We start from the raw sequence: 22553 nt of genomic DNA on the forward strand, positions 1-22553 counted from the left end.
CCATTATCAAGCTTGCGCCGAAGAGCATCATTTTCAGCTTTCGCATCAGCCAACTCCTTCGTGTATTTAGCATCGAGTACATCAGCAGCACGCTGGCGTTGCTGCATGTCAGTAATGGTGGCGGTCGCCTGCTTCAGCTCACTGACTTTTTTATCACGCTGTTCTTTGTAGGCGATGGCGTTATCACGGTAATGATTAACCACCCATAACAGACAGACGATGATGCAGATAACCAGAGCATAAATAATCGCGGCGACTCTGCTCACTGATCTATCCCCCAACAGGCTAATGCGCTTTCCTGGTCACGACGAATAACCTGTCCATAGCAGTTATTTGAACGTATGCGGCAATCGCGCCCACCATCTTTTATCCACCAGCGAATCGCCTCGCATGCCCCCTTACGATCACCGGCATTAAGCCGCTTATAAAACGTCGACGGGAGACACTTACCGGGGCCAATGTTATAGGGACAAAATGACGCTATACCCGCTTTCTGTGGTTCGGTCAGTGGCACTTTAATATTGCGCTCCACCCATGCCAGCGCCTTATCACGCTCAATGGCGTTAACCTGGGCGCATTTTTCCTTCGACAGTTTCATTCCCGGAATAACAGGTTTACCGTCCACCATCGTTGCTCCCCGACAGATGGTCCATATGCCGGAGCCATCGCGGTATGCAGTGGTGTGATTCCCCTCTTTTTCATCCAGAAACTGATCGAGAATGTCGGGGGCAGGAGCACTGGCGGCAATCAGCGCCAGAACGGCAGCTGACAGGCTGTATCTGATTTTTACGTTCATGGATATTTATCAGGATTTATCGGCTTCAAATCCCCCGGATATGTTAAATCTTACCTCGCCAGTGATGGGCACTGGCGGGAGGAGGATGTCAATCTGATAAACACAGAGGTGACTATGGATTACACAAATCTACCAAAACAAACTTTTGCTGATTTAATCGCACTCAGGCAAGCAGTCGTAGCTCTAATCAACTTGTTGCCGGAAAAGGAAAAGGAATTAGTTAAAGCGCTTCTTAACAGAACTGCCGCCGATTTTTCATCATATCCACTGACAGATGGCCTTGCGGACCTTCCTGAATTAATTGCAGCGTCCGCCATTAAGCTTACTGAAGAGATTTACCCTCCTCAAAGATCTTCACAAAATTCCTGCGAGTAACTTCAATGCAATAATCGTAAAACGCCGCAAACTGCTCATCGCGGCGTTTTTTTTCATCTTCAGAAGGAATCAGCACCGACAATTTTTTATTCAGCTCAGCGACGCTGCCCTCCAGTTTTTCAATGAGCGATTCAATATCATCTTTTTCTGACCGCAATGCCGTCGGTGGCGTCTTCAGAGAACCAGTAATTCTTCCCGGTAGTTTTCCTCTGTAGGTTATCCACACATTCTGCGCCTCTAAAATTATGGGGCGCTTTTCCGGCGACTGCTCATCCCCTCCACATAACCCGGCAGCTACATCCATGAAAAACTGCTTCGCCTGCTTTTTCGCCTCAGCTTCGTAACACTCCAGCGGGGCACCTTCAACACGATCAAGATCAATCACCACATATTGCGACAACAGCGACGCTTGCCCGTCACCTTCCGGCTTCACAGTAACAGTAACCTTATCCCCGTAATTATTTATCCCTTTAACAACCAGTTCGTATTGTTTTTTCATCACCTACTCTCCCCGCGCCGCCTTGCGTCGGTCTTCTTTAATTTTGAAATACAGGTTCGTCAGGTATGTCAGCAGACCAAACAGCAGACTCCCCAGCACGCCTATTGCCGCCCACTGAGACGGGGATACCCTGTCCAGCAACTGCAGAAACCAGTATCCCGTCCCCACCGCAGACGTGGTGTATGACACACCTGTTGTGATTTTTTCCATCTGGTACATATCTCCGCCTCCCGTTCACCGGAAGTGCACGATAACAAAAGACCACCGCGATATGCTGGTGGCCTGTGCGTCATGTATCACAACATGGTTGCTGGTTCCGGCTGCAGAACATCATTTGCTTGTTCCTCACCACCGGGTTGTGCCTCAGGTTGTTCGCTGCTGTTTTCCACCGGAGAATCTGCCGTATTCTCACCATCCCCTGCCTGTGGCGCAGATGCCCCCTCAGCAGGTCCGGTAAGCTCATCCAGAATCGCTTCCACATCAGCATCAATCTGAGCCTCAAACGTTTTACGGATAGATGCTTTCAGCGTCCCGCGGACTTCTTCAGTGCGCAGCGCAGATCTCACTGCATCAGCAGTGACCAGTTTTTTCATTTCTGTCATGGTTTTTCTCGCTGTGAGATGTGATTACGGGAGGGACGTGGACTTTGGCTCTGCTGACTGACCGGCACTGATTTTTTCAGCCGCCACGGCAACAGGGCACCAGAAGTATCCCGGCATTCTGCGGGATATAAGGCAGCAGTTTTTTGGCAATATGCAGCCCCTGACTCACACAACCATACTGCCCCTTGTTCAGGTCAGCTTTCGGGTGGTTTATCCCGCTCATGTCCTGCACATCATGCAGGCAGTGGTCTGCCGGAATGATGTCATTGTATTTACACGTCGTACCGCCTGGCGTGACCGTGCTGCGGCGTGCCAGTTGCTTAATCCGTGGGTCCGGGCGGTCAAATGAATCCGGTAACGGAAGCCCTTCACCATAGGTCATGCCATTTGACTGCCCCGCCAGTACCACCACGTAGTAATAATCAGGCGATCCGGAGACAGCCACAGATGAATCATCACCTGCATCAGGACGTATCACCGGCGTACTCACCTCCCCCTCAGCAGCAACTGGCTGATGATATATGTCTTCAGTACCACTCACAGATGAAACAGATATTGTTCCATAAGGCTGCCATCCTTCACGGATTTTTTCGTTCAGTTTCCGCTTTAATTCATCAGTTGTTCTGGCCGAAACCACATCATAATATTTAAATGTCATGAACCCTCCCGGACGGGATAATGCGTTAAATCAAATGAGAGAGTCGGTGCCTGCAAGGCGGGAAAAAGCGCCGTTGCACAGATTAATTACTGTCGGGTATTATTCAGCGGCTGATTAGAATACTTCACATTTTGTTATTTTGTGCAGCCCGTTACCATTCGTAGCGGGCTTTTTTTGCCCATAAAAAAGCCCCTCCGGAGAGGGGCTGATGGACGCATTTATTTTCATCATCGGTATGGCGCCGGGTGCCTCCCGGTGCTCCACCACTGATTAATATGGAGCGCGTTTTCATTCAGCTGCATTCTTGGATGACTACTTAAATCAGTACGCCCCGCCGCACAGGGGGATTCGCCATACATTCAGAAGATACTGAACTTATCCCGTTCAGACAATATACATTTACACAAAATGTGATTTAATTATCAGTTACAGGAAAACATAACCAGAGTATTCCGAAAAAGAGAATAATCAATAAAATATTGAAAATACATGGTGCCGGGTGCCTCCCGGTGAATTCTGCAATGACCAGACAGAATCCGCTGCTTGCTACTCTCGCTAATGCAACCCAACCTGACGGTCATTATGCCCCGCCGCTGAGGGGGATTCACCATGCTGGGACTTTTTAACAAATTGCACTAAAATAACACAACGATTAATCGACAAAATCGTGATTGACTTAACATTTTATTTCTACCCGAAATTATCACTGATGTACTGCATTATCTTCTGAAAACTCTCAGCTTTCTGTTCAGCGCCCGTCGCACAACTCCCTGACGCCATAACAGCTTTTATGGCTGAGCCTGAACCAATGAAGAAATCCGCTACCAGGTCCACTGAATGACTACCAGCACAAATTACGGATGTTTTTTCACAAGAATACTTACCCGGGTAAAATTGATCTGGCTTATTCGTCCACATATCAGTGTACGGTAATAACACTATCACACAAAAATACTGGCGCAGACCTTTATATTCACTAAGTCAGTCACTTCTGTGATACATACATGGCCTCGAGCCAGTGGTGTGTTTTTCCCTTTTCTGGTTAACGTAACATACCAATAGCTCTTGTCTAAAAAGCCAGCAAGCTGAAAGACCGGTATTCGAAACCACCAGCGCGTTTAACGTCCTGTGCCGCTTTTTGGGCGCAAAAAACCCGCCAGGCGGCGGGTTTAAGCTGTGTGGCGAAGTTACCCCTCTTCACCAAGTATTCGGTAATAAAATAACTTGTGGTGTTCTCGTTTTTATGCCGATAAAATAAACGGTCCACTTTCAAATGGAGCGATTCATGATTTTTCTCAGAACTGAAAACGGCATCTAGAAACTTGAAAACTGGGAGGAAATTATATCCAGACCAAACTTTGTCACCACTATAGACAAAGGAGTTCAACAACTTGAGGAGATAATTGGTTACTACAAATTTAAAGAAGAAATCCACTGTGGTTTAACTGGTTGCAACCAACCACATCAAATGGGTTATATTGTAAAAACATCTAGTGGCATTGAAACCAACATCGGAAATAAATGTGGTAAAAACGAATTTGGTGTGGAATTTGGTGAAAACGTTCTTAGTTTCAATAAATTTATGCAACTCGAAACCAATCGGGAAATTATTAGTACCGCAAAAAGTAAATGTGAAGCGTGGCAAAAAAATATTGAAACGATACGAAATATCAAACCCACAATAGATTATCTATCTTCTACCATCGAAAATAGTAAAAATTCCAATTACTCCGGAAGACTTGGTGCTACAGAAATTCGTTTTTTGACCAAGAGCCAGATAGGCCTTGTAACCCTTTCTGAAGTGGAAACTGATAAGAATACCAAAACAATTCTGTTCGCAATGAATGAACACATGCGCGAGTCTGGAGAAGCAATAAGTGAATTCTACATAGGAAAAGTATCATTTAGTCATGTTCTTTTACCAGAAAACAATCTTCGTGATTTTTTTGTTGCGCTCAAAGAAGATCTAAAAAAAATTCAGTGTATTGATCTACAAACAGCCCCAAGCCCAGAAATTTCTAATGTTGCCAAAATTGCCAGTTCAATCGAAGAACGAATCAAGCGATTAAAAAAACTGAAACATGAAGCCAGTAAATTCCTAACTAAAAAAAATCTGCGTCCCATCGCAAACAAAATAAAATACTCATCGACAGCGGATGAACTTGAATTCCATAATTTCGAACGCTTTTTAAACGGACTGAAATGATAAAAGCCCCGAAAGGGGCTTCTATCAAAATCATTTACGCATTATTCCGCATGCTCAAAAGAATACATGACAGATTAGGACAAAATCAAGTGCAATGTCGCAAAAAGCCTAAGTTTAGTTCACATCATCACCAAAACTTGTCACATTCTGAAAAGCAATATCGGCCTTACGCTCTTCCTGGTGACAAATGTCAACCAGAGAATCAAGAAACGGCTTCCAATTACGTGTCCATGTCCTGACATGTAGCTCGGGTATCCGCTTCAGTACAACTTTATATACTGTGGTAGACGGTACCGTGGAAAATCCATTTCCGCTGCAACGTTCGCAGATTTTAAACACTGGCACACCACGCTCGCTTGTGGCTTTGCGGTCCAGTACCTCTCCCTTTCCACCACAACGACACCTGGCACTTATCACTCCCTTCCCTTTACATACATCGCAAACGACTGGTACAACTTCCGTTACCTCTGTCCATTTCTCCCAGTCTGACGGTCGAACAGCACGGGAGCGACTGGCCCAATATGGTGCTTTACCCCATGGGTATGAAACCTTACGAATGACCTGCTTACGGGGTGTTAGTCCGGTACCACTGCAACTATGGCATGTTACGCTGGTGGCCGCCGATCGGGAATACTCAGCAAAAGCAAACTGAGCCAGTACCAGCATACACCAGCCAAATTCACCACCAGCTGCTTTACGCACATTCTTCGGTGCAATTTTCATCGCGTGACGCGCCAGCGCCTGGACTGCCATCTGCTCATCAGTCTTGCTGATACCGGCCTTCCCGAAGAAGGCCGCCAGGCCAAACCGCTCACGATTGCTGGTGGTACCAATAGCCGCCATAACATCGGTGCCTGTAAGACGTTCCGGAGAGGTTCCTTTCACATCGTCGCCGATATACATTCCCTGAGGACTGAAGTATTTTAGCGATACCTCAAGCTTCATTATTCACACTCCCCAACCAGATTAAGAATAACCGCCTCGCCATTGTCTTTCATATATTCGCCCTTTCCGCTTGCCAAAAACCAACGACACACCTCCACGGCTTCAGCCCGTGTCACCGGTTTGATGGTCATCAGCAATTTTTCAAGGTAGCGCTCGCGGTCATATACCGATTCGTGATGCTCAGAGTAACCATACTCATCGCCCTGTTCTTTAGTCGCAGTGTGGCGAACACTGTAGAGCCAGTCCCAGTAAACAAACTCACGAACTACATCTGACAATGTATGAGGCTCTGGCAGTACATCACGATAACCATCAACATATGCACGACGCTGATCATCAATTTCATTCATACGGATACCGTCAATGCTGCCCGCTTTCTTCTCGGCTGCAGTCCAGCCCCAGAGATGATCGTCGATAAATTTCTGGGAAGACTTGATCACTCGCTCGGCTTCCACATCTTCGAGTGCTGCTTCATAGCTACCAAACATAGCCCTGACTGATGCTGCTTTTTTGATATTCTCCCTGGCGTTTCTGATTGCCTGTGCCGGGTTATCCATGCCGATGGTACCGAAAGCAATCTGGAAAGGATCGCCACCATTCGCCAGCAGATAACGCGAATAGCGTTCCTGGGCCTCTTTTGGGGAAATTTTAATTTTCACCAGCGCGGCCTCAGCAGCATCCAGATGTGCGGGTTCGTTCAGACGGATAACCTCCAGCACCCAAAGATAAGCATCAGTCTGCTTATGCCCGGTGATTCTCCTCTGCTCGGGCAGGGGCTTGATGTTTGCGAGGGCGGAGCTGTACGCTTCCGTCGGGATGGTGAATAGTACTTTATGTTCGTTGTTATCAGTACGCATTACGCAGCCGCCTTTTTCTTATGGAAAACCAGCTCTCGAACCTGATCACCGTTCATGAGCATATTGTTGAAATCATCGTGATCCGGCCAGTACACGCTCACGCGCTGCAGGTCATTCTTCGCCATCAGATTGGCATGAGCACATTCGCAAGCCGCAGCCAGCCCGGTGGCGCTGTTCTCGTCACGGTCGGCAAAAATAATCAGGTGCAGAACACCAGCTGGTACGCGGAACTTTTTCATAAAGCCGCTGTTAATGGTTGCCCAGGTGTTCACGTTATAAATCTGGTGCGCTGACAGCGCTGTTTCGATGCCTTCGGCGATACCCAGAGTGCTGGCGACAGGAAACATGCGGATAGCTACAGAACGAGCGTGATCCAGATAGTTATCTTCCTGCAGGGATTTGAGGCGCTTTGCACTGCTACCGATATCTGCTTTTTTATCACCATCAAGCAGAGTCTGGTGCAGATAGCACAACTCCCCTTTATCGTCCGTAGCAAGTGAATAAAGAGACTGGAACACACTCCCGTTGTGTCTCTGCCTGGCATTGAACCGGATCGCCTCAGCAGGAAGACTGAATATTCCACGAGAATTAAGATACGCTGCGCCGGATGTACCACGCAGTGCCTCCAGTTTTGAAAACTTGCTCAATACCCGTTTGCGTAAGCTGGTGGCGCTGCTGGTTACCGGGATTTTAACCCGTTGGTAATCATTACCGATCAGGCGGTCTATTTCGGTACAAATCTCGTTAAATGGCTTCGCCTGTGTCAGGGTGACAAGTTTCATACCATCGCCACTACCACATACACAGATCCACGTTCCTGCACCGTCGCGGTCATCAATTCTGAACTTACCACGTGCACCGCATACCGGGCATTCACCCTTGAAGTGATTTTTTCCGGTTATCGGCGGCAAGCCGAAGTGCTCTAATATTTCAGGCCAACGGCCTTTCGCTGCATCTGCTGTTTTCATCTTACTGACTCAGACTGTTTATATTTTTCTGGAGTTGTTGCTTTGCCTGCATAATGCGCCAAGCCTCACTTCCTTCCGGTGGAACATACCGGCCACCAACAACCAGTGGCAGAGAAAGCACTTCGGATGAGTTTTTCGTCATCCTCCGTGTCCGTTCACGACCTTTAGCAAACCGGATCAGTTTGTGTCTGATGTAGTTACTTACCTCTGGGCTTATTTCCATCGGGAAACTGCTCAACCCATCAGGCCATTCACCGAATTTCTCCCTGAAAGTGTGAGCACACCATCCATCACTGACTGGACGCCCCAGCGAAGCACGCTGGCGCTGATAAAATTTGATCTGACTCCACCAGGACTGTTTCTCTGCCTTCGTCGACTGATGCTGATTTTTACCCAGCTTATTAAGTTTGCGGCTGGTGTCAGTATCAACGTCTTCACCTCGCAGCGGCTTGTGTCCACATTTCGGGCAAACATAGACGCCAGCTGGCTTCATGTAGTGGCATTGAGAGCATTCATGTGGCAGTTTTTCGGCCCGTTCCTCAGCTGCGCGGCGCGCGCTTTCCTCCATGCCGTCAGACTTACCGGGAAGATCGTCGTACTCGATTGAATCCGGATAACCCAGACGGTGCACGGTGCCGCTGTGATCGAAGATAAGGCAGGACTCTTTACCCGGTGCGGTGCGCAGTCCACGCCCGAGAGCCTGTAACCAGCGAATTTCGCTTTTTGTTGGCCTGGCGTAGATGATGCAACGAACGTCACTATCGAAGCCGGCCACCAGAACGCCCACACTAACAATGATTTTCGTTGCACCGGTTTCAAAGCGGTGAATGATGGTCTGGCGCTCATCTACCGGAGTGTCTGCGGTCATTACCTCAGCGTTAACACCTGCGAGGTTAAACTGGATTGTCAGGTAATTGGCGTGGGCTACGTTGACGCAGAAAGCGATGGTAGGTAGATCCCGACCATTCTCCAGCCAGTTCTGTACGATGTCGCCCACCAGCGTAGATCCGCACATGATTTCAGCCAGCTGTGTTTCGTTGTAATCGCGGCCGTACTCAAGCGAAGATGTGGTTTTAACACCTTTCAGATCCGGCTTAGTTGGCGCGTAAAATTCGTATTTACTCAGATCGCCACGCTGGATTAACTCGCCGATGGTGGTCGGCTTAATCAGTCGGTCATAGTATTTGCCCAGGAACGGAGAAAACGGAGTACCCGACAGGCCAATCACCTTTACGCCTTTGCCGCGCAGACATTCGATATCCTTCAGGATGCGTTTTTTACGCAGGTGCGCTTCGTCGATAATCAGCAGATCGATATTTTCAGGAAAAACACGACGAATAAGCGTGTCAGCGCTGGCAATCTGAATTTTCCGGTCCGGATCGTAGTTCGGGTGATCCGCCCAGATATAACCGATTTCATCTCCAGGTAAACCATACTGCACAAACCGATTAGCCGTCTGACCAATCAGGATGGTGTACGGAACACAGAACAGAACGCGCATACCACGGCTGACAAAACCAGCAACTATGAAGGCTGCCAGACCCGTTTTACCGCTACCGGTTGGCGAGTACACCATGAAGGTGTCGTTTGCCTTCCAGTCACGGCGCAACATGTTTAGCGCACGCTCCTGTGCAAAATTCGGCGTGATTGTCAGCTGCATTGTGCTGCCCCCGCAGTGATGAGATAATAATTTTGTGATGTGGTTTTCATGGATTCCTCCTCACATGGCTGGCGGCCTCCCCAAAGGCTGCCAGCCCCCTTCCGAATCAACTCACTTAAATTTCGTCGCACGAATAACGTCAATTCCGTTCTCGCTATATCGAAGAGGGTGCTTACCATCCCTGAGCAGGACAAAACCTGACATCCCCTCAGGTAGCTGAGCCAGCTTCACCAACGAACGGTTGCGGGGAGACTTCTTATCGACCTCAATGGCACACTGCTGGCCGTCTGATGATGTAACCAGGCAATCAATAAACCCTTTACGACCACCGCTAATGCTGATGCTGAAATTGCGTTGCAGGTGGTATCCCTGAGACTTGATTTTTTTCTGCATCACATAATCGAAAACAACTTTGTCATCGGAGCGAATGAATCGCTCTTCCATGAGAGTGATTAAATTTTGCTTCAGGTCTTCACTCATACTTTTTTATCCATCTTGTACTAGCTTTCTGGTACAACCGTTTTTTCAGGGGTATCCCCCTTTAGATCGAGATCTACCTAACCTATGTACCCGTCTGTTGGAAAAGCCTGTTCCAGTGCTTCGCACTAACACACGGGCACTCCTCCCCCTCCCCTCCTCTCATTGAATTTTGTGCGCACTCTTTAACTAGTACAAAAATGCAATGAGATTTGGGATTCAGCCACCGGACACCTTTAAGCCCGGTACCAATCAGGAGCGCGATTGCGTTCCTGCCAGGGGCGGCTGAGTTGTATACCCCTGTAAAGCTCTGCCCTGATTTCTCACAAACAGGCGAAGCCTTGTGTTTGCTTCATGCCTTGCCCGGTTCTCCTTGCGGTACGAAACGGGTTCGGCCTCGAACGTCTCCTGATACACAGCTGCATAACGCTGGATAGCTTTTTGTCGTGTAGTTGGTGTCAGGCTAAGTAACTGCTGCTGAATCCAAGAGGAATCTGCTTGGCTGAAATCAGAAGGCATTCCCTCAAAACCACCGTTCATTTAGCTATCGCTACATCTGAAAACTAACTGCTCTTTGGCTATAATTGGCTTTTCGGGAAACGACTTAGAAGCCGTTTCAATCGCCAGAGCTAAGCGTGGGGAAGCATTTCGATAGCCGTACGCGATGAGATTTAAGTAACCGGAAGATGTACCCGATTTTTCAGCAAGATCTACCCATTCTTCTTTTGTTGAGGACTTACGCCATGCAAGTAGCTGGTTGTTCATCATGGTCTCCTATGCAATGAAACAACTTTAGCGATTTGCTAAATACAATGCAATAATCATTTAGCGTTTTGTGTATTTACCACATTGCTAAATGATGAGAGTATCTTTACATGGACATAAAAAGCATTCGTAAATCAAACCTTGAGCGGCTCATAATCGAATATCTCAAGCGAGATGGGCACACAACTAAAGCCTCATTCGCTGAACTGTGTAGGATAAGCCCTGCTCAATTGAGCCAGCTATTGGGTCGAAATAGCCACAGAAATGTGGGTGACAAACTGGCAAGAAGGATCGAAGCGGCTATGGAGCGACCTTATGGGTGGCTCGATGGTCTACATGGAGAAAAGGACGTTAATGAAAATGAATTAGAGTATGTAGGGGCTGTCAGACCGGGGGCAGTTCCAGTGGTAGGAGAGGCTATTCTAGGGATAGACGGAATGATAGATATGCTAGAAATCCATGCAGGCTGGTTACAGATCTATAGCGCGGATAAAGACGCCTATGGATTGAAGGTAAAAGGCGATAGCATGTGGCCTAGAATCCAGTCCGGAGAATACGTGGTCATAGAGCCAAACACTCCTATCCACCCTGGAGATGAAGTCTTCGTCCGCACAAAGGACGGACATAACATGATAAAGATAATGAGTAAAACTCGAGATGGTGATTTTCAATTTTCCAGCGTGAATAGCGAGCATAGGCCTATCACAGTAAGCCCGGATGAAATCGAGAAAATGCACTTTGTTTCGGCTATTGTTAAACATACCCGTTATGTTGACAATGATGAGATGCCAATCATGTAGCCTGCCAATTATCCTCACGCAAGCCGACCTCTTGGTCGGTTTTTTTTATGGGCATCAGCATATCAAATACTCATATTTATCAAAAGCATAAAGAAAAAAGCAAATAATTTAGCATTTTAGTATTGCTCATGATTTACCATTTTGCTAAATTCATTTCATCGGCAACCAACGGAGCCAATGAGATGAACACAAACTCCCAACATAAACCAATTGGCCAGATATTTGATATTCACGCCAAGCTTAGATCAGCAAATTCGCATTGGTCTTATTGCCATGCTGTGCAGCCTCACGATAAAGGATTTGATTACCAATTTAATACGATATTTGCCGGTGAGATGGAGTTCGCCGTTTACGAACGCATCGAAAATTATTTTGTATTAGTTGATTTCTTCAAGTCATATGACGAGGCATGTGATGATGCTAAAAAAATCATTGATGAACATCCTGACATAAAAAAAATGCTCTCTACCATTTAACTAAGTAATTAACTCAACTAATCGTCATTAACACCTTTTCGGGTGGGGAAAAACTCACCCTGAGGAAATGAAAATGCAAAATTCACTTTTTTTAACGAGCCAATTAAAACACCACAAATGCTTTTCGGCTCTGACAATATTAATGATTTTGGAAACAGAGTTAAGAGTTGCAGGACGGAAGGTGATTCAATGCAGCCGACTATCGAACCCTGCGAGGTTGTTGTTGCTTTCGTTGATTGTGGTGGCCGCGTTCTTACACCCAGCATCTATATCTATGTTTTTTACGGGCGATATTTTTGGTCGTAACCACCTGTTTATCAAGAGAATAAAACCCTTGCCGGACGGGTCACTAAAGAATATTTCTGACAATCTCCATTACCAAACTTTCGCACTTAATACTGGTGAGCAAAAAGACATCCGTATTCACGGAAGAGTTGTCGCATCTTTAGCTGTGAGGCGCTTCGTATGACTTTCATCAAAGATAAATCGGCATATAGATCAGCATGCCTTTATGCGGCCTGCGGTTACGAGGTAATCGCTCGACTTTACCTAAAAAAAACATATGGACGGTAATTATGAGTATTTTAAAAAGGCAGGATATTCAGGGCGTGAATATCAAAGCAGAACAGTTATCTGGTTTATCGCAAACATTATATGAATATCACGACAAGCTCGACAGATTTCAACTTAAAACTATATGTGCTTTGGTTTATGACCTAGCCGCTGAGATTCACGGATGGACCGAAAAGGAGGAGGAAATAGCTATGAGTTTGGAGGAAGAACAGCGCAATGGATAAATTAATAGAAATATATCGACGCCGAATACTTAAAGCCGGGTTATTACGCCACCAGCATAAAACCGGAAGCACCTGCATCATTATTAATATGCCTAAGGGGGGAATAAACACCGTCGAATTAACAGAAATACTGCTTGATGGTCTGTTGAGACGATTCGAAAAGCTGGCTCTCAGTGAATACGGGAATATTGACGGCGTAAAAGCCATCAGAGGAATTTACAGCAACGCCGTAGATGTGAATGGCAGCGGTGAGTTCCTGACAGAAAGCGGAAAGGTATTAATCGACGATCTCATTGCTGAGCTGGTCGAGTTTGCCAAGAAACAAAAATCAGTCACAGCGGAGACAAGCCATGAGTGATCAGACACCAATTATCACGCACGAACCAGTAAATATCGTGCTGACAATCGAGAACGGGAAAGTAATCCACGTGCGCCCGGTTCAGAGCGGCGAGGTTACAGCATCGCTGGAGACTTTTTTATGGATGGCTGAACGCGCCGGTTACACGATCACCCCACCTGCAGGAGAGAAGGACAATGGCCCTGACAGCGATACGAATTCCTGAGTGGGTGCACCTGCAGGCGGTCCGTGTTCTCCGCCAGTTCAGAGCCAGACGAATTCATCCCTGTCGTATGCACGGCTCCGGAAACCTGAGTCTGAGGGTTAATCGCCGCTGGCGGCTGCTGTCCCGAGACGGCGGCCAGAACTGGGAAGTAATGAGCCATGAACGATACAGCAAAGTTAAGGACCGGAAATGAACAATAAACCTTCAAACCAAAAGGAGAGTATTGATGATTAATTCAACCATTACCCCTGAACCTACATTAACAGGCATCCGTTTTGGTAATCGAATTATTGGTTATTCAACTGCGGTTCGCCAGATCGACAACGGTAACTATGACAAACGAATTCCGGACGGGCTCGATCTGATAGCTTGCATTATGGAAGGGATTGAAAGCGGCTGGTTTATGCCGTGTATTGAAAAACAAATCATCCTATGGCGCTGGCTTGTTGTCGCCGTGTTCATTGCTGAGGAGCAGGAGAAGAACGGGACTGTCGATGTTCAGAATGACAAGGGCGGCGTAGATACAGCCGTTGTATACACCGGAAAACCCGGTTCAATCAGCATTTATCCGTGGTCTGAGCGTTTCGCTCTCGCTAACCATATCGAGGCGGGCGCAATTGAAAAATACGGGCCTGACGTTGGCCAGCAACTGGCGCTGCGTATGTATCAGGACATGGTTGTAACTGACGAAAAATGCGGATTCAGGCTGTCAGCGATGGGCCGGGAAGGATTCAACATACTGCATGACAGCTTCATTGAACAGATTCAGAAAGAAGGTATGCCAGACATGCCGGTTATGCACTAAGGAGGACGGAAATGAACACAGTAACGATCAATAACAAACAGCTTCCGGCAGTCGAATATCGCGGTCAGCGTGTTGTGACGCTGGCGATGATTGATGAAGTCCACCAGCGACCGGAAGGAACCGCAAGCGCTGCTTACCTTCGTAACAAAGAGCGTTTTGTTGAAGGAATTGACACGTATCTTATTGAATATTCAGAAAACAACGTATTACGTCCTTTCAATGTTGATGTGCCTTTTCGCGGCCTGAGAGTATTTACGGAAACTGGGTACTTGATGCTTACTAAGCCATTCAACGATGATTTGGCCTGGAAGGTTCAGCGCGACTTAGTTAACGCCTACTTCCGTACTCGCGCACCGCTAACGGAAATCGAGATGATCGCCGCGATGGCCGCCGACGCCGTTCGTCAACAGAAGCGCCTGAATCATGTGGAAGAGCAGATCGAAACAGTCACAGAAGCGGTGGAAACCATCAAACGCGGAAATATGCGCGCCGGATATGTCGGTTATCGCCAGGTGGTCGCCAAAAGCGGAATGACTGATGCCAAGTGTCGCAATCTGGTCAATGCCTACAGCCCAACCGATACGCACGAATTTATGACACCTGATGGTCTTCTTTCGCGCCGGGCTATCGTGGAGCTGGAGCCGTTCATGAAAGCATTTCATCAGATGATGTCAGAGGCAGAGCCACGCGGCACACGCTGGTATCACCCGAAGATGGGACTTTTCCAGGTGATCGGATGGGAGGATAAAGCATGATCATCCAGTCAAAACTTATTCGCGCCGCTCTGGTGTGCGCTGCTAAAAACGACGTTCGTTATTACCTGAACGGTCTTCACATCACGCCAAAACATATTGAGGCAACCAATGGTTTCGTAGCACTGCGCATGACTCACGGCATCCGGACGAAGAAAAACATCATTGTCCAGTTCGAAGGTGGCGTCCCGGCCAAAGCCGAAACGACAGAGCTAATTTTCAGTAAAGAGCCGATCGCTGTTCATCGCGACCAGTTTCAGCGACGACTGTCCATTACCGGCATTAAATTGGTGGACGGTTGTTTTCCGGATTTGGAACGCATCATTCCGAAAAAGTTTGACCTCTGTACTCACCCGGTGATCCAGGCTGGTTACCTGAGTTATCCAGAGAAGATGTTTGGTCGTGAGCGTAAATTTATTCCCGTCCAGTTACGTCCCTCCGGTGACGGGCAAGCGGTCAGAATTCAGTTTGATTCCATCATCAACTCAATGTATGGCAATCCTGAATTTGTTGTGATGCCTTGTCGTGATCATGACGATTTCAACGTAGCTCAGGAGCATCCGGAATGAAAATCGAATACCAGGACTACGGAGCCGTAGCGAACATCGTGATCACCAGCACTGTGTTCGAATTTCGTAAACATAACCGGGTGGTGGATGCTACGTTGCTTTGTTCGCCGGACGTCATTGCAACTCACAGTGGCGTGTTTTTCATGAAGTCGGTTTTATCCGGTAAAACCCGCGATATGTTGCGGGCATATAAAACAGTTCAACAGGAGGCAGGACGATGAGTAACAAAATTAAAAACCCGGTTGTGCTTATTCATAAGCGTGAAAACAGCGACACCTACGCAGTCGCAATCACCAGCGGTAGCCAGGACTATCACGATGCCGTTCTGATGGCGACCATGGAGCCAGACATGACGGGGGATAGCATCGATACCTGGAGTAAAACCGGCTATTACATGGCTGAAGAAATCGAGCGACTGAAACAAGCACTGTCCGCTGCGGAAAATAATCTGATTGATTCCGAATGCCTCGTCGCTGAATTAAGCAAAGCAAAGGATCACGCATATGGGCTGGTCGACACATACGACTGGCAACGTCAGCGTCTCCACACAGCCGCTGAGAAAGTCATCAAATGGTGCAGACAAGAAGCTGAACACCGTACCGGCGATCCAGAGAAAGCAGAAAACTATGCGTGCGTTAAAGAACTACGCGTCGCATTAACTTTTTGCAAAAGTTCTGGAGACATCAGGAAGAAAGGTCTGACCATCACCCTGCCCGATATCACATCAAAGGCATTCTGGAGCGGCACTGGAAAAAGCGCAAAATTCCATCCGGAAACCTATAAACGCTGGGTGAAAGAAGCTATCAAACGGGATTGTGTTATTGCCGGGATCGGCGTGGAGGTGAAATGATGAATTGGCCTGAAGCATTCACCGCAGTAGGAGTTGCAATAGCGGTGGCATTTATTCTGTATTCACTTTTCCGCTGGGGATAAAGGAATGTTCGCTCTGATTCAAAGTGGTCAGATATACACCGATAGTGCTGGCTACCCGATAAAAATTATTCGCTGCATAAACAACTCTGTGTTGTACAGAAGAATGGATGGGCGAACACAGTCGGTAAAAATAAACGATTTTAATGAACTGTTTGAACGGATCGATCACCAGGAATACCGACAAATTCTGGCAGAAACAGAGCAGGAAGCTCATTTGAAAAAATTACGAGCCATGAAAAGGAAGTAAAGAATGAATAAAGCGTTTGAGCTATGGGTACACCAGCGTTACGGAAATCGCTATGACCTGACACGAGATGTTGACGGTTTCTACTGTCGTGAAATTGTGAGGCGAATGTTTGAAGTGTGGTGCCACTGTCGTGGGCTGAATATTGTGTGAGGTGAACTGTGGGGCTGGATTGCGTACCTATATCAACCTACTGCCGCAACGCGGGAGAAACGCTTGATGCCGTTAACAAACGGATACAAAGAGGAATATGGAAAGAAGGGGTACATGTATTAAAAGTCGACGGAGTTAAAGAACGTTGGGTCGACTTAATGGAGATTACAAAATGGGCAAGAAAGAACAAGGATCATTATCTCTCCCTAGAGGAGTAACTATTCGCCAGCATAAAACTGGCAGCACCCTGGTTATCACTTTTACATATAAAGGGGTTCTGTGTCGGGAGCCCCTCTCCAGAATGGAAGCAAACGCGCGCGGTGTGAAGTACGCCGAGCGCCTGCTCGGGGAGATACAAAACCAGATCGTCAGTGGCACCTTTGAATATGCGAAATATTTCCCCAACTCCAAAAAGCTGGAGCTGTTCGGGGTGGTGAAGAAAACCAAAAACATAAAGTCCTACCTGGACGAGTACCTGAAAATCTGCCAGAACCGCAACCTGTCCCCGTCGACTATAAATGGTTATGAAAAATGCCTGTCGGCACTGTCAGCTCTGCATAAACTCCACGTGTCAGAACTGACGCCAGCGGTCCTTAAAAACTGGATAGCCAGCCGGAAAACAAAGCTGAAAACGACCAGGAATAACCTTTCGTTTCTGCGCAGCGCCATTGATGAAGCTGTTACGGATGGCCTGCTGACCATTAACCCGGTAACCCTCGTCAGCGCCAGCCGGTACCACGTGATCGACAGCAGCCCGAGCGCCGACGATTACGAGGTTGACCCGTTCACGCCAGCGGAGACCCTTGCCATTTACCAGAGCTGCAGGTACACGGAATGGGAAAACCTGTTCCGCTTTGCTTTCAATACAGGTCTGCGGAGCTCAGAACTGTGCGCGCTGCGCTGGGCTGATCTCGACACCATCGCGAACACAGCCCACGTTCAGGCGGCCAGTGTCGTAGGGATACTTAAAGGCACCAAGACAAAAGCCGGTACCCGTAAGGTGGAGCTGAACAGTGAGGCGCTGGCGGCCCTGCAGGCGCAGAAGCAATACACCTTTATGAAAAGTGAGTTCATATTCAGCGATCCGAAAACGGGAGAACCCTGGACGAACGCCGACGCTATCCGTAAAAAAGCATGGGTGCCGACCCTGAAAAAAGCTGGTGTGCGCTACCGTAACCCGTACCAGACGCGCCACACATTCGCCACCAGACACATTAGCCAAGGTGTAAACCTTTTCTGGCTTGCCGGGCAGATGGGGCATAAGGGGCCGGAAATGCTGTTCCGCAATTACGGTAAATACCTGGCTGAATACGACGGGAAAACCGCAATGGAAGCTGGAATGAAGAAGTGATTTGAAGAAAAAACCCGGTAAATGCCGGGTCTGTTTGATGGTTATTCTGTCGCGCCACCTATCGAAACATAATCATGAAATTGATCGTCAATGAGTCGGTCCTTACAGATAACATGTACAATGTGACGACAACAGTTTTCATCATCATACGCACGACCCCAGCGAACAATCTCATCTACAGACAGATCATTCGCACTCCATGGCAAAGTACCTGAAACACCACGCGCACCTGGACCAAGTATGTCCATAAATTTCTTCGTGCGTGAATTGTAGATCCGTACCTCGGCAATTCGAATGATGCTACTGGCCCAAAGAGCACCACCGGCAATACTTTGAATGTTATCGCAGATGAGAAACTCATGCTTTCGCGCAAGCATTTTATAGATCTCACGCGCCAAACCTGCTGATTGGAAATCCTGTGCGATAACAGCGCTTTTCACTTGCTTTCCGGTCATCATCTGACCGTTCTCTTCGATAAAATTAAAGTCGTTGAACTGTATACGACCTATTCTTATCGTTTTGTTATCGTCTACCATATCAAGACCCAAGAGGGTATTGACCAGATCCTGCATTGGAACCTTCGAATCAAGAAGGTCACTGCCATAGTCTAAAAAAAAGTCGTCGGTGGAACATCCCAGTTGATACACATCCAAGTAGTACTGAAACTCACCAGAACTGACAATGTACTCATCAGCCCTCAGTAAGCCAGCCTCGGCAGTGAAAAAATAGAATGACTCAATAAGACGTTTTTCGCCAAATGGCGTGATGTTCAAGTCCTTGTTATATGAAGGTATTAACGCAGGAGCCATTCAGCAACCTTTTAATGGTAGTTAATTTCCCTGTAGTTCTTCTGCATGTATAGAGCAATTGCCGCTTCAATTTTCTTCAGCAGATTACTGCTTACATACTGAGGATACTGATCTGCTGGCTTCACAACATAGCGCAATTTTTCTTTGTTCATGGCGATCTCAGCGAACGGGATCACGTCACCGTCACGAACTTCATTGTTCAATGTCACAATAAACAGCTGACGTGCCGGGGAGACACGATCACTCAGTCTTCTCACGAAGAACTCGTTTGCTGTGTTTGAGTCAACAAAAGAACTGACGAGTTGAGTCCGACGCTCAATCGTCTGTATCGATCTTCTCGCTACTGTTCTCATGCTAGTCTCCTCAACACTTCACTGGCTGTGCAGTGAAGGTACAAAAAGCCACTGATGATAACAGCGTCATCAGTGGCCCTTGATGGTGATAACCGCGGTTATCTAAATAGTATGATATTACCTTACGGGTAATTCTTCAACGATTGCTCTGAATTGAATAGTCTTGAAGTGCTATGAACAGCACAAAACCGTGCTAATCACCGCCCCAGTGGCGCCTAAATATTTCAAAATGTTGGACAGAATCAGGACGTTAGAGGTACTACGATATGCACGTAAAATGCACGTGAGGTATTTTAAATTAGAAAAATCATTAACATTCAATTGGTTAAGCATTTTTCGGATACGGGTTCAACTCCCGCCAGCTCCACCAAATAATGATCCGGATACGTCCGGTGAAGTACAGAAAGCCCGCATGGCACAAGCCCTGCGGGCTTTTTTGTGTTTGTCGTTGTCCGAGAACATCCGGCTAAATCCGATGATTATTGGTATACGTTTCGGTATACGGTAGGATGTATACCTAAAAGCGTATACCAATTCATGAAGGAGCGGCCACAGTGGCACGGACAACACGCCCCCTGACCAACACCGAAGTTCTGCGCGCGAAAGCGTTAGAGAAGGATCTAACGCTGCATGATGGCGATGGGCTTTTCCTGATAGTGAAAACTAGCGGCAAGAAACTCTGGCGCTTTCGCTATCAACGCCCAGCAACAAAACAGCGGACTATGATGGGACTTGGTGCTTTTCCTGCCCTTTCTCTTGCTGATGCCCGAGGGTTAAGAGCAGATTACCTTGCCCTATTAGCCAACGGAATCGACCCGCAAATTCAAGCTGAAGTTGCAGAGGAACAGCAGCAAATCGCTCTGGACAGTATTTTTTCGACGGTCGCCGCTAACTGGTTCCAGCTCAAAAGCAAAAGCGTTACCCATGATTACGCTAAAGATATATGGCGTTCACTGGAAAAAGACGTATTCCCCACCATCGGGGAGATCCCTGTCCAGCAAATCAAAGCCCGAACACTGGTTGAAGCCCTTGAACCGATCAAAGCTCGTGGGGCGCTGGAGACGGTGCGCCGGTTGGTGCAGCGTGTTAACGAGATAATGATTTATGCCGTAAATACTGGTCTTATTGATGCCAATCCAGCATCAGGCATTGGAATGGCCTTTGAGAAGCCAAAAAAACAAAATATGCCTACGTTGCGCCCAGAAGAATTGCCTATGCTGATGCGTTCTCTCGTCATGTCAAATTTGTCTGTTCCGACTCGCTGCCTCATTGAGTGGCAACTCCTGACTCTAGTTCGTCCTTCTGAGGCTTCCGGTGCTAGGTGGGCTGAGCTCGATCTCGATGCAAAGCTCTGGACTATCCCAGCTGAACGAATGAAGGCTAAGCGGGAACACATAGTCCCTCTATCTCCTCAGGCATTAGAGATTCTTGATGTGATGAAGCTAATCAGTGCCCATCGTGAACATGTTTTCCCGAGTCGGAATGACCCAAAGCAACCAATGAATAGCCAGACGGCAAATGCTGCTTTAAAAAGGATTGGATTTGGTGGTAGATTGGTTGCTCATGGATTGCGTTCAATTGCCAGCACCGCATTAAATGAAGCGGGTTTTAATGCAGATGTAATTGAGGCTGCTCTTGCACATAGTGATAAAAATGAAGTGCGCAGAGCATATAATCGTTCAACTTACCTTGAGCAACGAATAGGACTTATGAATTGGTGGGGCCAAAAAGTGTACGAGCGCAATCAATATTAGTTAACTTGTTATACATGGAGATATAGTTCATGGAGAATAATCTAGATAATTTATGTTATGAATTCTTTAGAGAGTTTTCACGTTATGAATATTGCCTTAAGGCATGTGGACTTCATCATAAAATAAAAGATGCTAAAGCGAACTGGGATGAGTATGCAAAGCAAGTTTCTGAAATCATAAATAACACAACTGATCCAGAGCTAATTGCTGCTATCACCTACTTTAAAGAACACCCACCCAAAAAACAAATCATAGAAGATGACTCTTTAGTTTGGGATGATTCTTTACCACAAGAAAAAGATTTAGCAAAATTTCTTTTTTTGTTAATCCGCCGTGTAAGAAACAATCTTTTTCACGGAGGAAAATTTAACGGGAAATGGTTTGAACCTGAACGTAGTGAGGCGTTACTGCAACATGGCCTTGTTATTTTGAGGCATTGCGGCACAAGGCATAGTGAAGTAAGCAAAGCCTATTCTGGAATAGCCTGAGCGGTGTTATAAAAGAGAAGTTTTTGTTACTGGAAGAATGATAAAATTCAAAAACTTCTCTATTGATTGTTTAAAAAATCGTCTAAATAAGACTATTGTACCCAAAAGTTACGAAATATATTATGTATTTCGTTTTGAACTAATTGTGGCAGTTCTTCCATGTCAACTTTATTGTCCTTAATCCAATTAATGCATTCTTCCTCATCTAAACTATCATTAGGAATAAGCTCTGAAATCATTACAGCAGCAGTTCTTGAAAAGCCAAGCCCTATTAGTGAAATCTGAGTTTTTAAACTTACACCCAGTTCTAAATAAACACCGATATCTTCAACATCTTTTGCTAAGTCTGTGCGATCTATCGAAAGATAAAAGCTTTTTAATAAATCATTATAACATCCTAAAAGCCTTGGAGCTTGATAGCGAGCGATCTCTTCAACATCCTTCATAACCCCTCGTATTAAAGTCGCTTCTTTGAAAACAATATTTTTCTTTTTGTTATATCTTATTCTATCCGAGATCAATCTTGCTAGGGGATAACCTTTCATCCACTTGGAAACTAACAAGGCCTGTACGTAAGCTCCTTTTGAATTATAACCTAGCTTCTTACTCAGAGTATCACTAATTCTAGAGAATGCGGATACATATGAATCTAACGCATCATTACTACCAGGTTCAGAAAGCAGTAATCTCTCTACAGGTTTGTTTGTATCCCGCGAAAATCTATCCCAAAGGTTTTGCATTAAAAGCGGGCTTATACCAGGATGCCGCACAACCAATTCGTGTGGAAAAGTTAAAGAATCAAAAACATCAAATATTGCTTCATTTAAAACATCGATATTTTTTATATTGTACTTTTCCATGTAAGGATTATTATCCAAGCCATTATAAAAATAAAATG

The 22553-nt window shown here is 46.5% G+C and carries 32 protein-coding genes and 4 pseudogenes; 20 read left to right on the top strand and 16 right to left on the bottom strand.

The genetic code is table 11. From position 1 onward, the window contains the following. On the bottom strand, nucleotides 1–266 hold a 266-nt coding region (locus tag QZF50_RS14485), incomplete at its 3' end, for a lysis system i-spanin subunit Rz (RefSeq protein ID WP_290388903.1). Then, the gene (locus QZF50_RS14490; RefSeq protein WP_061892325.1) at nucleotides 263–796 is read right to left on the bottom strand and encodes a lysozyme; all 534 of its coding nucleotides are present in this window, start codon (nucleotides 794–796) and stop codon (nucleotides 263–265) included. The genes QZF50_RS14485 and QZF50_RS14490, both read right to left, overlap by 4 nt. A gap of 114 nt (nucleotides 797–910) precedes the next feature. On the opposite strand from QZF50_RS14490, the gene QZF50_RS14495 reads away from it, so the two are divergent. After that, entirely contained in the window at nucleotides 911–1171 is a 261-nt protein-coding gene (locus QZF50_RS14495) for a hypothetical protein (protein WP_073519624.1), read from the top strand. A gap of 157 nt (nucleotides 1172–1328) precedes the next feature. Here QZF50_RS14495 and QZF50_RS14500 read toward each other — a convergent pair. The 4 genes and pseudogenes from QZF50_RS14500 to QZF50_RS14515 all read right to left on the bottom strand — a co-directional run. Then, nucleotides 1329–1670 (bottom strand): annotated as a pseudogene (locus QZF50_RS14500) (YdfR family protein); the annotation flags it as partial. Nucleotides 1671–1673: 3 nt separating this feature from the next. Next, the gene (locus tag QZF50_RS14505) at nucleotides 1674–1889 is read right to left on the bottom strand and encodes a class II holin family protein (RefSeq protein WP_000284506.1); all 216 of its coding nucleotides are present in this window, start codon (nucleotides 1887–1889) and stop codon (nucleotides 1674–1676) included. A gap of 77 nt (nucleotides 1890–1966) precedes the next feature. After that, nucleotides 1967–2272, bottom strand: coding sequence for a DUF826 domain-containing protein (locus QZF50_RS14510; protein ID WP_064768310.1), 306 nt, complete (start codon nucleotides 2270–2272; stop codon nucleotides 1967–1969). A gap of 79 nt (nucleotides 2273–2351) precedes the next feature. Then, nucleotides 2352–2930, bottom strand: a pseudogene (locus QZF50_RS14515) (DUF1737 domain-containing protein); the annotation flags it as partial. Nucleotides 2931–4398: 1468 nt separating this feature from the next. Here QZF50_RS14515 and QZF50_RS14520 point away from each other — a divergent pair. Further along, nucleotides 4399–5136 carry a hypothetical protein gene (locus QZF50_RS14520; protein WP_237802166.1) on the top strand — a complete coding sequence of 246 codons (738 nt, stop codon included), beginning with the start codon at nucleotides 4399–4401 and terminating at the stop codon, nucleotides 5134–5136. 114 nt (nucleotides 5137–5250) lie between these two features. Here the strand turns inward: QZF50_RS14520 and QZF50_RS14525 are convergent, their stop codons facing one another. From QZF50_RS14525 to QZF50_RS14555, 7 genes are all read right to left on the bottom strand, one after another. Continuing rightward, nucleotides 5251–6081, bottom strand: a complete 831-nt coding sequence (locus QZF50_RS14525) for an antitermination protein (protein WP_061892491.1) — start codon at nucleotides 6079–6081, stop codon at nucleotides 5251–5253. Beyond that, nucleotides 6081–6938, bottom strand: a complete 858-nt coding sequence (locus QZF50_RS14530) for a hypothetical protein (protein WP_061892492.1) — start codon at nucleotides 6936–6938, stop codon at nucleotides 6081–6083. The genes QZF50_RS14525 and QZF50_RS14530 overlap by 1 nt, the downstream gene beginning before the upstream one ends. After that, the gene (locus tag QZF50_RS14535) at nucleotides 6938–7906 is read right to left on the bottom strand and encodes a toprim domain-containing protein (RefSeq protein ID WP_061892493.1); all 969 of its coding nucleotides are present in this window, start codon (nucleotides 7904–7906) and stop codon (nucleotides 6938–6940) included. The genes QZF50_RS14530 and QZF50_RS14535 overlap by 1 nt, the downstream gene beginning before the upstream one ends. 1 nt (nucleotide 7907) lies before the next feature. Continuing rightward, nucleotides 7908–9566, bottom strand: coding sequence for a DEAD/DEAH box helicase (locus QZF50_RS14540; protein WP_061892494.1), 1659 nt, complete (start codon nucleotides 9564–9566; stop codon nucleotides 7908–7910). Nucleotides 9567–9677: 111 nt separating this feature from the next. After that, nucleotides 9678–10046, bottom strand: coding sequence for a hypothetical protein (locus tag QZF50_RS14545; protein WP_061892495.1), 369 nt, complete (start codon nucleotides 10044–10046; stop codon nucleotides 9678–9680). Nucleotides 10047–10295: 249 nt separating this feature from the next. Further along, nucleotides 10296–10583 (bottom strand): hypothetical protein, encoded by a 288-nt coding sequence (locus tag QZF50_RS14550; protein WP_061892496.1) that lies wholly within the window; start codon nucleotides 10581–10583, stop codon nucleotides 10296–10298. Further along, entirely contained in the window at nucleotides 10584–10811 is a 228-nt protein-coding gene (locus QZF50_RS14555) for a transcriptional regulator (RefSeq protein WP_237802168.1), read from the bottom strand. A 107-nt stretch (nucleotides 10812–10918) separates the two neighbouring features. Between QZF50_RS14555 and QZF50_RS14560 the strand changes: the two genes are divergently transcribed. The 16 genes and pseudogenes from QZF50_RS14560 to QZF50_RS14635 all read left to right on the top strand — a co-directional run bounded on the left by QZF50_RS14560 (nucleotide 10919) and on the right by QZF50_RS14635 (nucleotide 18251). After that, nucleotides 10919–11608 carry a S24 family peptidase gene (locus QZF50_RS14560; protein WP_061892498.1) on the top strand — a complete coding sequence of 230 codons (690 nt, stop codon included), beginning with the start codon at nucleotides 10919–10921 and terminating at the stop codon, nucleotides 11606–11608. 182 nt (nucleotides 11609–11790) lie between these two features. Beyond that, on the top strand, nucleotides 11791–12084 hold the full coding sequence (locus tag QZF50_RS14565) for a hypothetical protein (RefSeq protein WP_129541975.1): 294 nt from the start codon (nucleotides 11791–11793) through the stop codon (nucleotides 12082–12084). A 73-nt stretch (nucleotides 12085–12157) separates the two neighbouring features. Next, complete coding sequence (locus QZF50_RS14570) at nucleotides 12158–12553, top strand: peptidase S24 (protein WP_237802170.1); 396 nt, start codon at nucleotides 12158–12160, stop codon at nucleotides 12551–12553. A gap of 106 nt (nucleotides 12554–12659) precedes the next feature. After that, nucleotides 12660–12881, top strand: a complete 222-nt coding sequence (locus QZF50_RS14575; RefSeq protein WP_061892500.1) for a hypothetical protein — start codon at nucleotides 12660–12662, stop codon at nucleotides 12879–12881. Continuing rightward, nucleotides 12874–13239: a hypothetical protein gene (locus QZF50_RS14580; protein ID WP_061892501.1), complete on the top strand. Its 366-nt coding sequence runs from the start codon at nucleotides 12874–12876 to the stop codon at nucleotides 13237–13239. Before QZF50_RS14575 ends, QZF50_RS14580 begins: the two co-directional genes overlap by 8 nt. Further along, a complete protein-coding gene (locus QZF50_RS14585) occupies nucleotides 13232–13444 on the top strand; it encodes a hypothetical protein (protein ID WP_061892502.1) in 213 nt (70 codons plus the stop codon). Before QZF50_RS14580 ends, QZF50_RS14585 begins: the two co-directional genes overlap by 8 nt. Then, nucleotides 13416–13637 (top strand): hypothetical protein, encoded by a 222-nt coding sequence (locus tag QZF50_RS14590; RefSeq protein ID WP_073972196.1) that lies wholly within the window; start codon nucleotides 13416–13418, stop codon nucleotides 13635–13637. The genes QZF50_RS14585 and QZF50_RS14590 overlap by 29 nt, the downstream gene beginning before the upstream one ends. Before the next feature lie 93 nt (nucleotides 13638–13730). Beyond that, nucleotides 13731–14249 carry a hypothetical protein gene (locus QZF50_RS14595; RefSeq protein ID WP_061892512.1) on the top strand — a complete coding sequence of 173 codons (519 nt, stop codon included), beginning with the start codon at nucleotides 13731–13733 and terminating at the stop codon, nucleotides 14247–14249. A gap of 11 nt (nucleotides 14250–14260) precedes the next feature. Further along, nucleotides 14261–15004, top strand: coding sequence for an ORF6N domain-containing protein (locus QZF50_RS14600; RefSeq protein ID WP_290388904.1), 744 nt, complete (start codon nucleotides 14261–14263; stop codon nucleotides 15002–15004). Then, on the top strand, nucleotides 15001–15570 hold the full coding sequence (locus tag QZF50_RS14605; RefSeq protein WP_061892504.1) for a hypothetical protein: 570 nt from the start codon (nucleotides 15001–15003) through the stop codon (nucleotides 15568–15570). Before QZF50_RS14600 ends, QZF50_RS14605 begins: the two co-directional genes overlap by 4 nt. Continuing rightward, complete coding sequence (locus tag QZF50_RS14610) at nucleotides 15567–15791, top strand: hypothetical protein (RefSeq protein ID WP_061892505.1); 225 nt, start codon at nucleotides 15567–15569, stop codon at nucleotides 15789–15791. The genes QZF50_RS14605 and QZF50_RS14610 overlap by 4 nt, the downstream gene beginning before the upstream one ends. A 470-nt stretch (nucleotides 15792–16261) precedes the next feature. Then, a pseudogene (locus tag QZF50_RS14615) lies at nucleotides 16262–16420 on the top strand (hypothetical protein); the annotation flags it as partial. An 87-nt stretch (nucleotides 16421–16507) separates the two neighbouring features. Further along, nucleotides 16508–16750: a DUF4222 domain-containing protein gene (locus QZF50_RS14620; protein ID WP_061892507.1), complete on the top strand. Its 243-nt coding sequence runs from the start codon at nucleotides 16508–16510 to the stop codon at nucleotides 16748–16750. A 3-nt stretch (nucleotides 16751–16753) separates the two neighbouring features. Further along, on the top strand, nucleotides 16754–16900 hold the full coding sequence (locus QZF50_RS14625; protein ID WP_061892508.1) for a hypothetical protein: 147 nt from the start codon (nucleotides 16754–16756) through the stop codon (nucleotides 16898–16900). Nucleotides 16901–16908: 8 nt separating this feature from the next. Next, on the top strand, nucleotides 16909–17118 hold the full coding sequence (locus QZF50_RS14630; RefSeq protein ID WP_073972197.1) for an excisionase: 210 nt from the start codon (nucleotides 16909–16911) through the stop codon (nucleotides 17116–17118). Continuing rightward, nucleotides 17073–18251 (top strand): DUF3596 domain-containing protein, encoded by a 1179-nt coding sequence (locus QZF50_RS14635; protein ID WP_061892509.1) that lies wholly within the window; start codon nucleotides 17073–17075, stop codon nucleotides 18249–18251. The genes QZF50_RS14630 and QZF50_RS14635 overlap by 46 nt, the downstream gene beginning before the upstream one ends. A 41-nt stretch (nucleotides 18252–18292) precedes the next feature. Here the strand turns inward: QZF50_RS14635 and QZF50_RS14640 are convergent, their stop codons facing one another. Then, nucleotides 18293–19060: a hypothetical protein gene (locus QZF50_RS14640; RefSeq protein ID WP_000035091.1), complete on the bottom strand. Its 768-nt coding sequence runs from the start codon at nucleotides 19058–19060 to the stop codon at nucleotides 18293–18295. Between the two features lie 11 nt (nucleotides 19061–19071). Continuing rightward, nucleotides 19072–19317: a hypothetical protein gene (locus QZF50_RS14645; protein WP_001467558.1), complete on the bottom strand. Its 246-nt coding sequence runs from the start codon at nucleotides 19315–19317 to the stop codon at nucleotides 19072–19074. 650 nt (nucleotides 19318–19967) lie between these two features. On the opposite strand from QZF50_RS14645, the gene QZF50_RS14650 reads away from it, so the two are divergent. Both QZF50_RS14650 and QZF50_RS14655 read left to right on the top strand, forming a co-directional pair. After that, on the top strand, nucleotides 19968–21167 hold the full coding sequence (locus tag QZF50_RS14650; RefSeq protein WP_021552398.1) for an integrase domain-containing protein: 1200 nt from the start codon (nucleotides 19968–19970) through the stop codon (nucleotides 21165–21167). Nucleotides 21168–21196: 29 nt separating this feature from the next. Next, entirely contained in the window at nucleotides 21197–21655 is a 459-nt protein-coding gene (locus tag QZF50_RS14655) for a hypothetical protein (protein WP_016809720.1), read from the top strand. A 92-nt stretch (nucleotides 21656–21747) separates the two neighbouring features. On the opposite strand, the pseudogene QZF50_RS14660 reads toward QZF50_RS14655, so the two are convergent. Then, a pseudogene (locus tag QZF50_RS14660) lies at nucleotides 21748–22553 on the bottom strand (hypothetical protein); the annotation flags it as partial.

Origin of the sequence: uncultured Escherichia sp., assembly GCF_948475835.1 — a bacterium.
Classification (GTDB): domain Bacteria; phylum Pseudomonadota; class Gammaproteobacteria; order Enterobacterales; family Enterobacteriaceae; genus ECMA0423.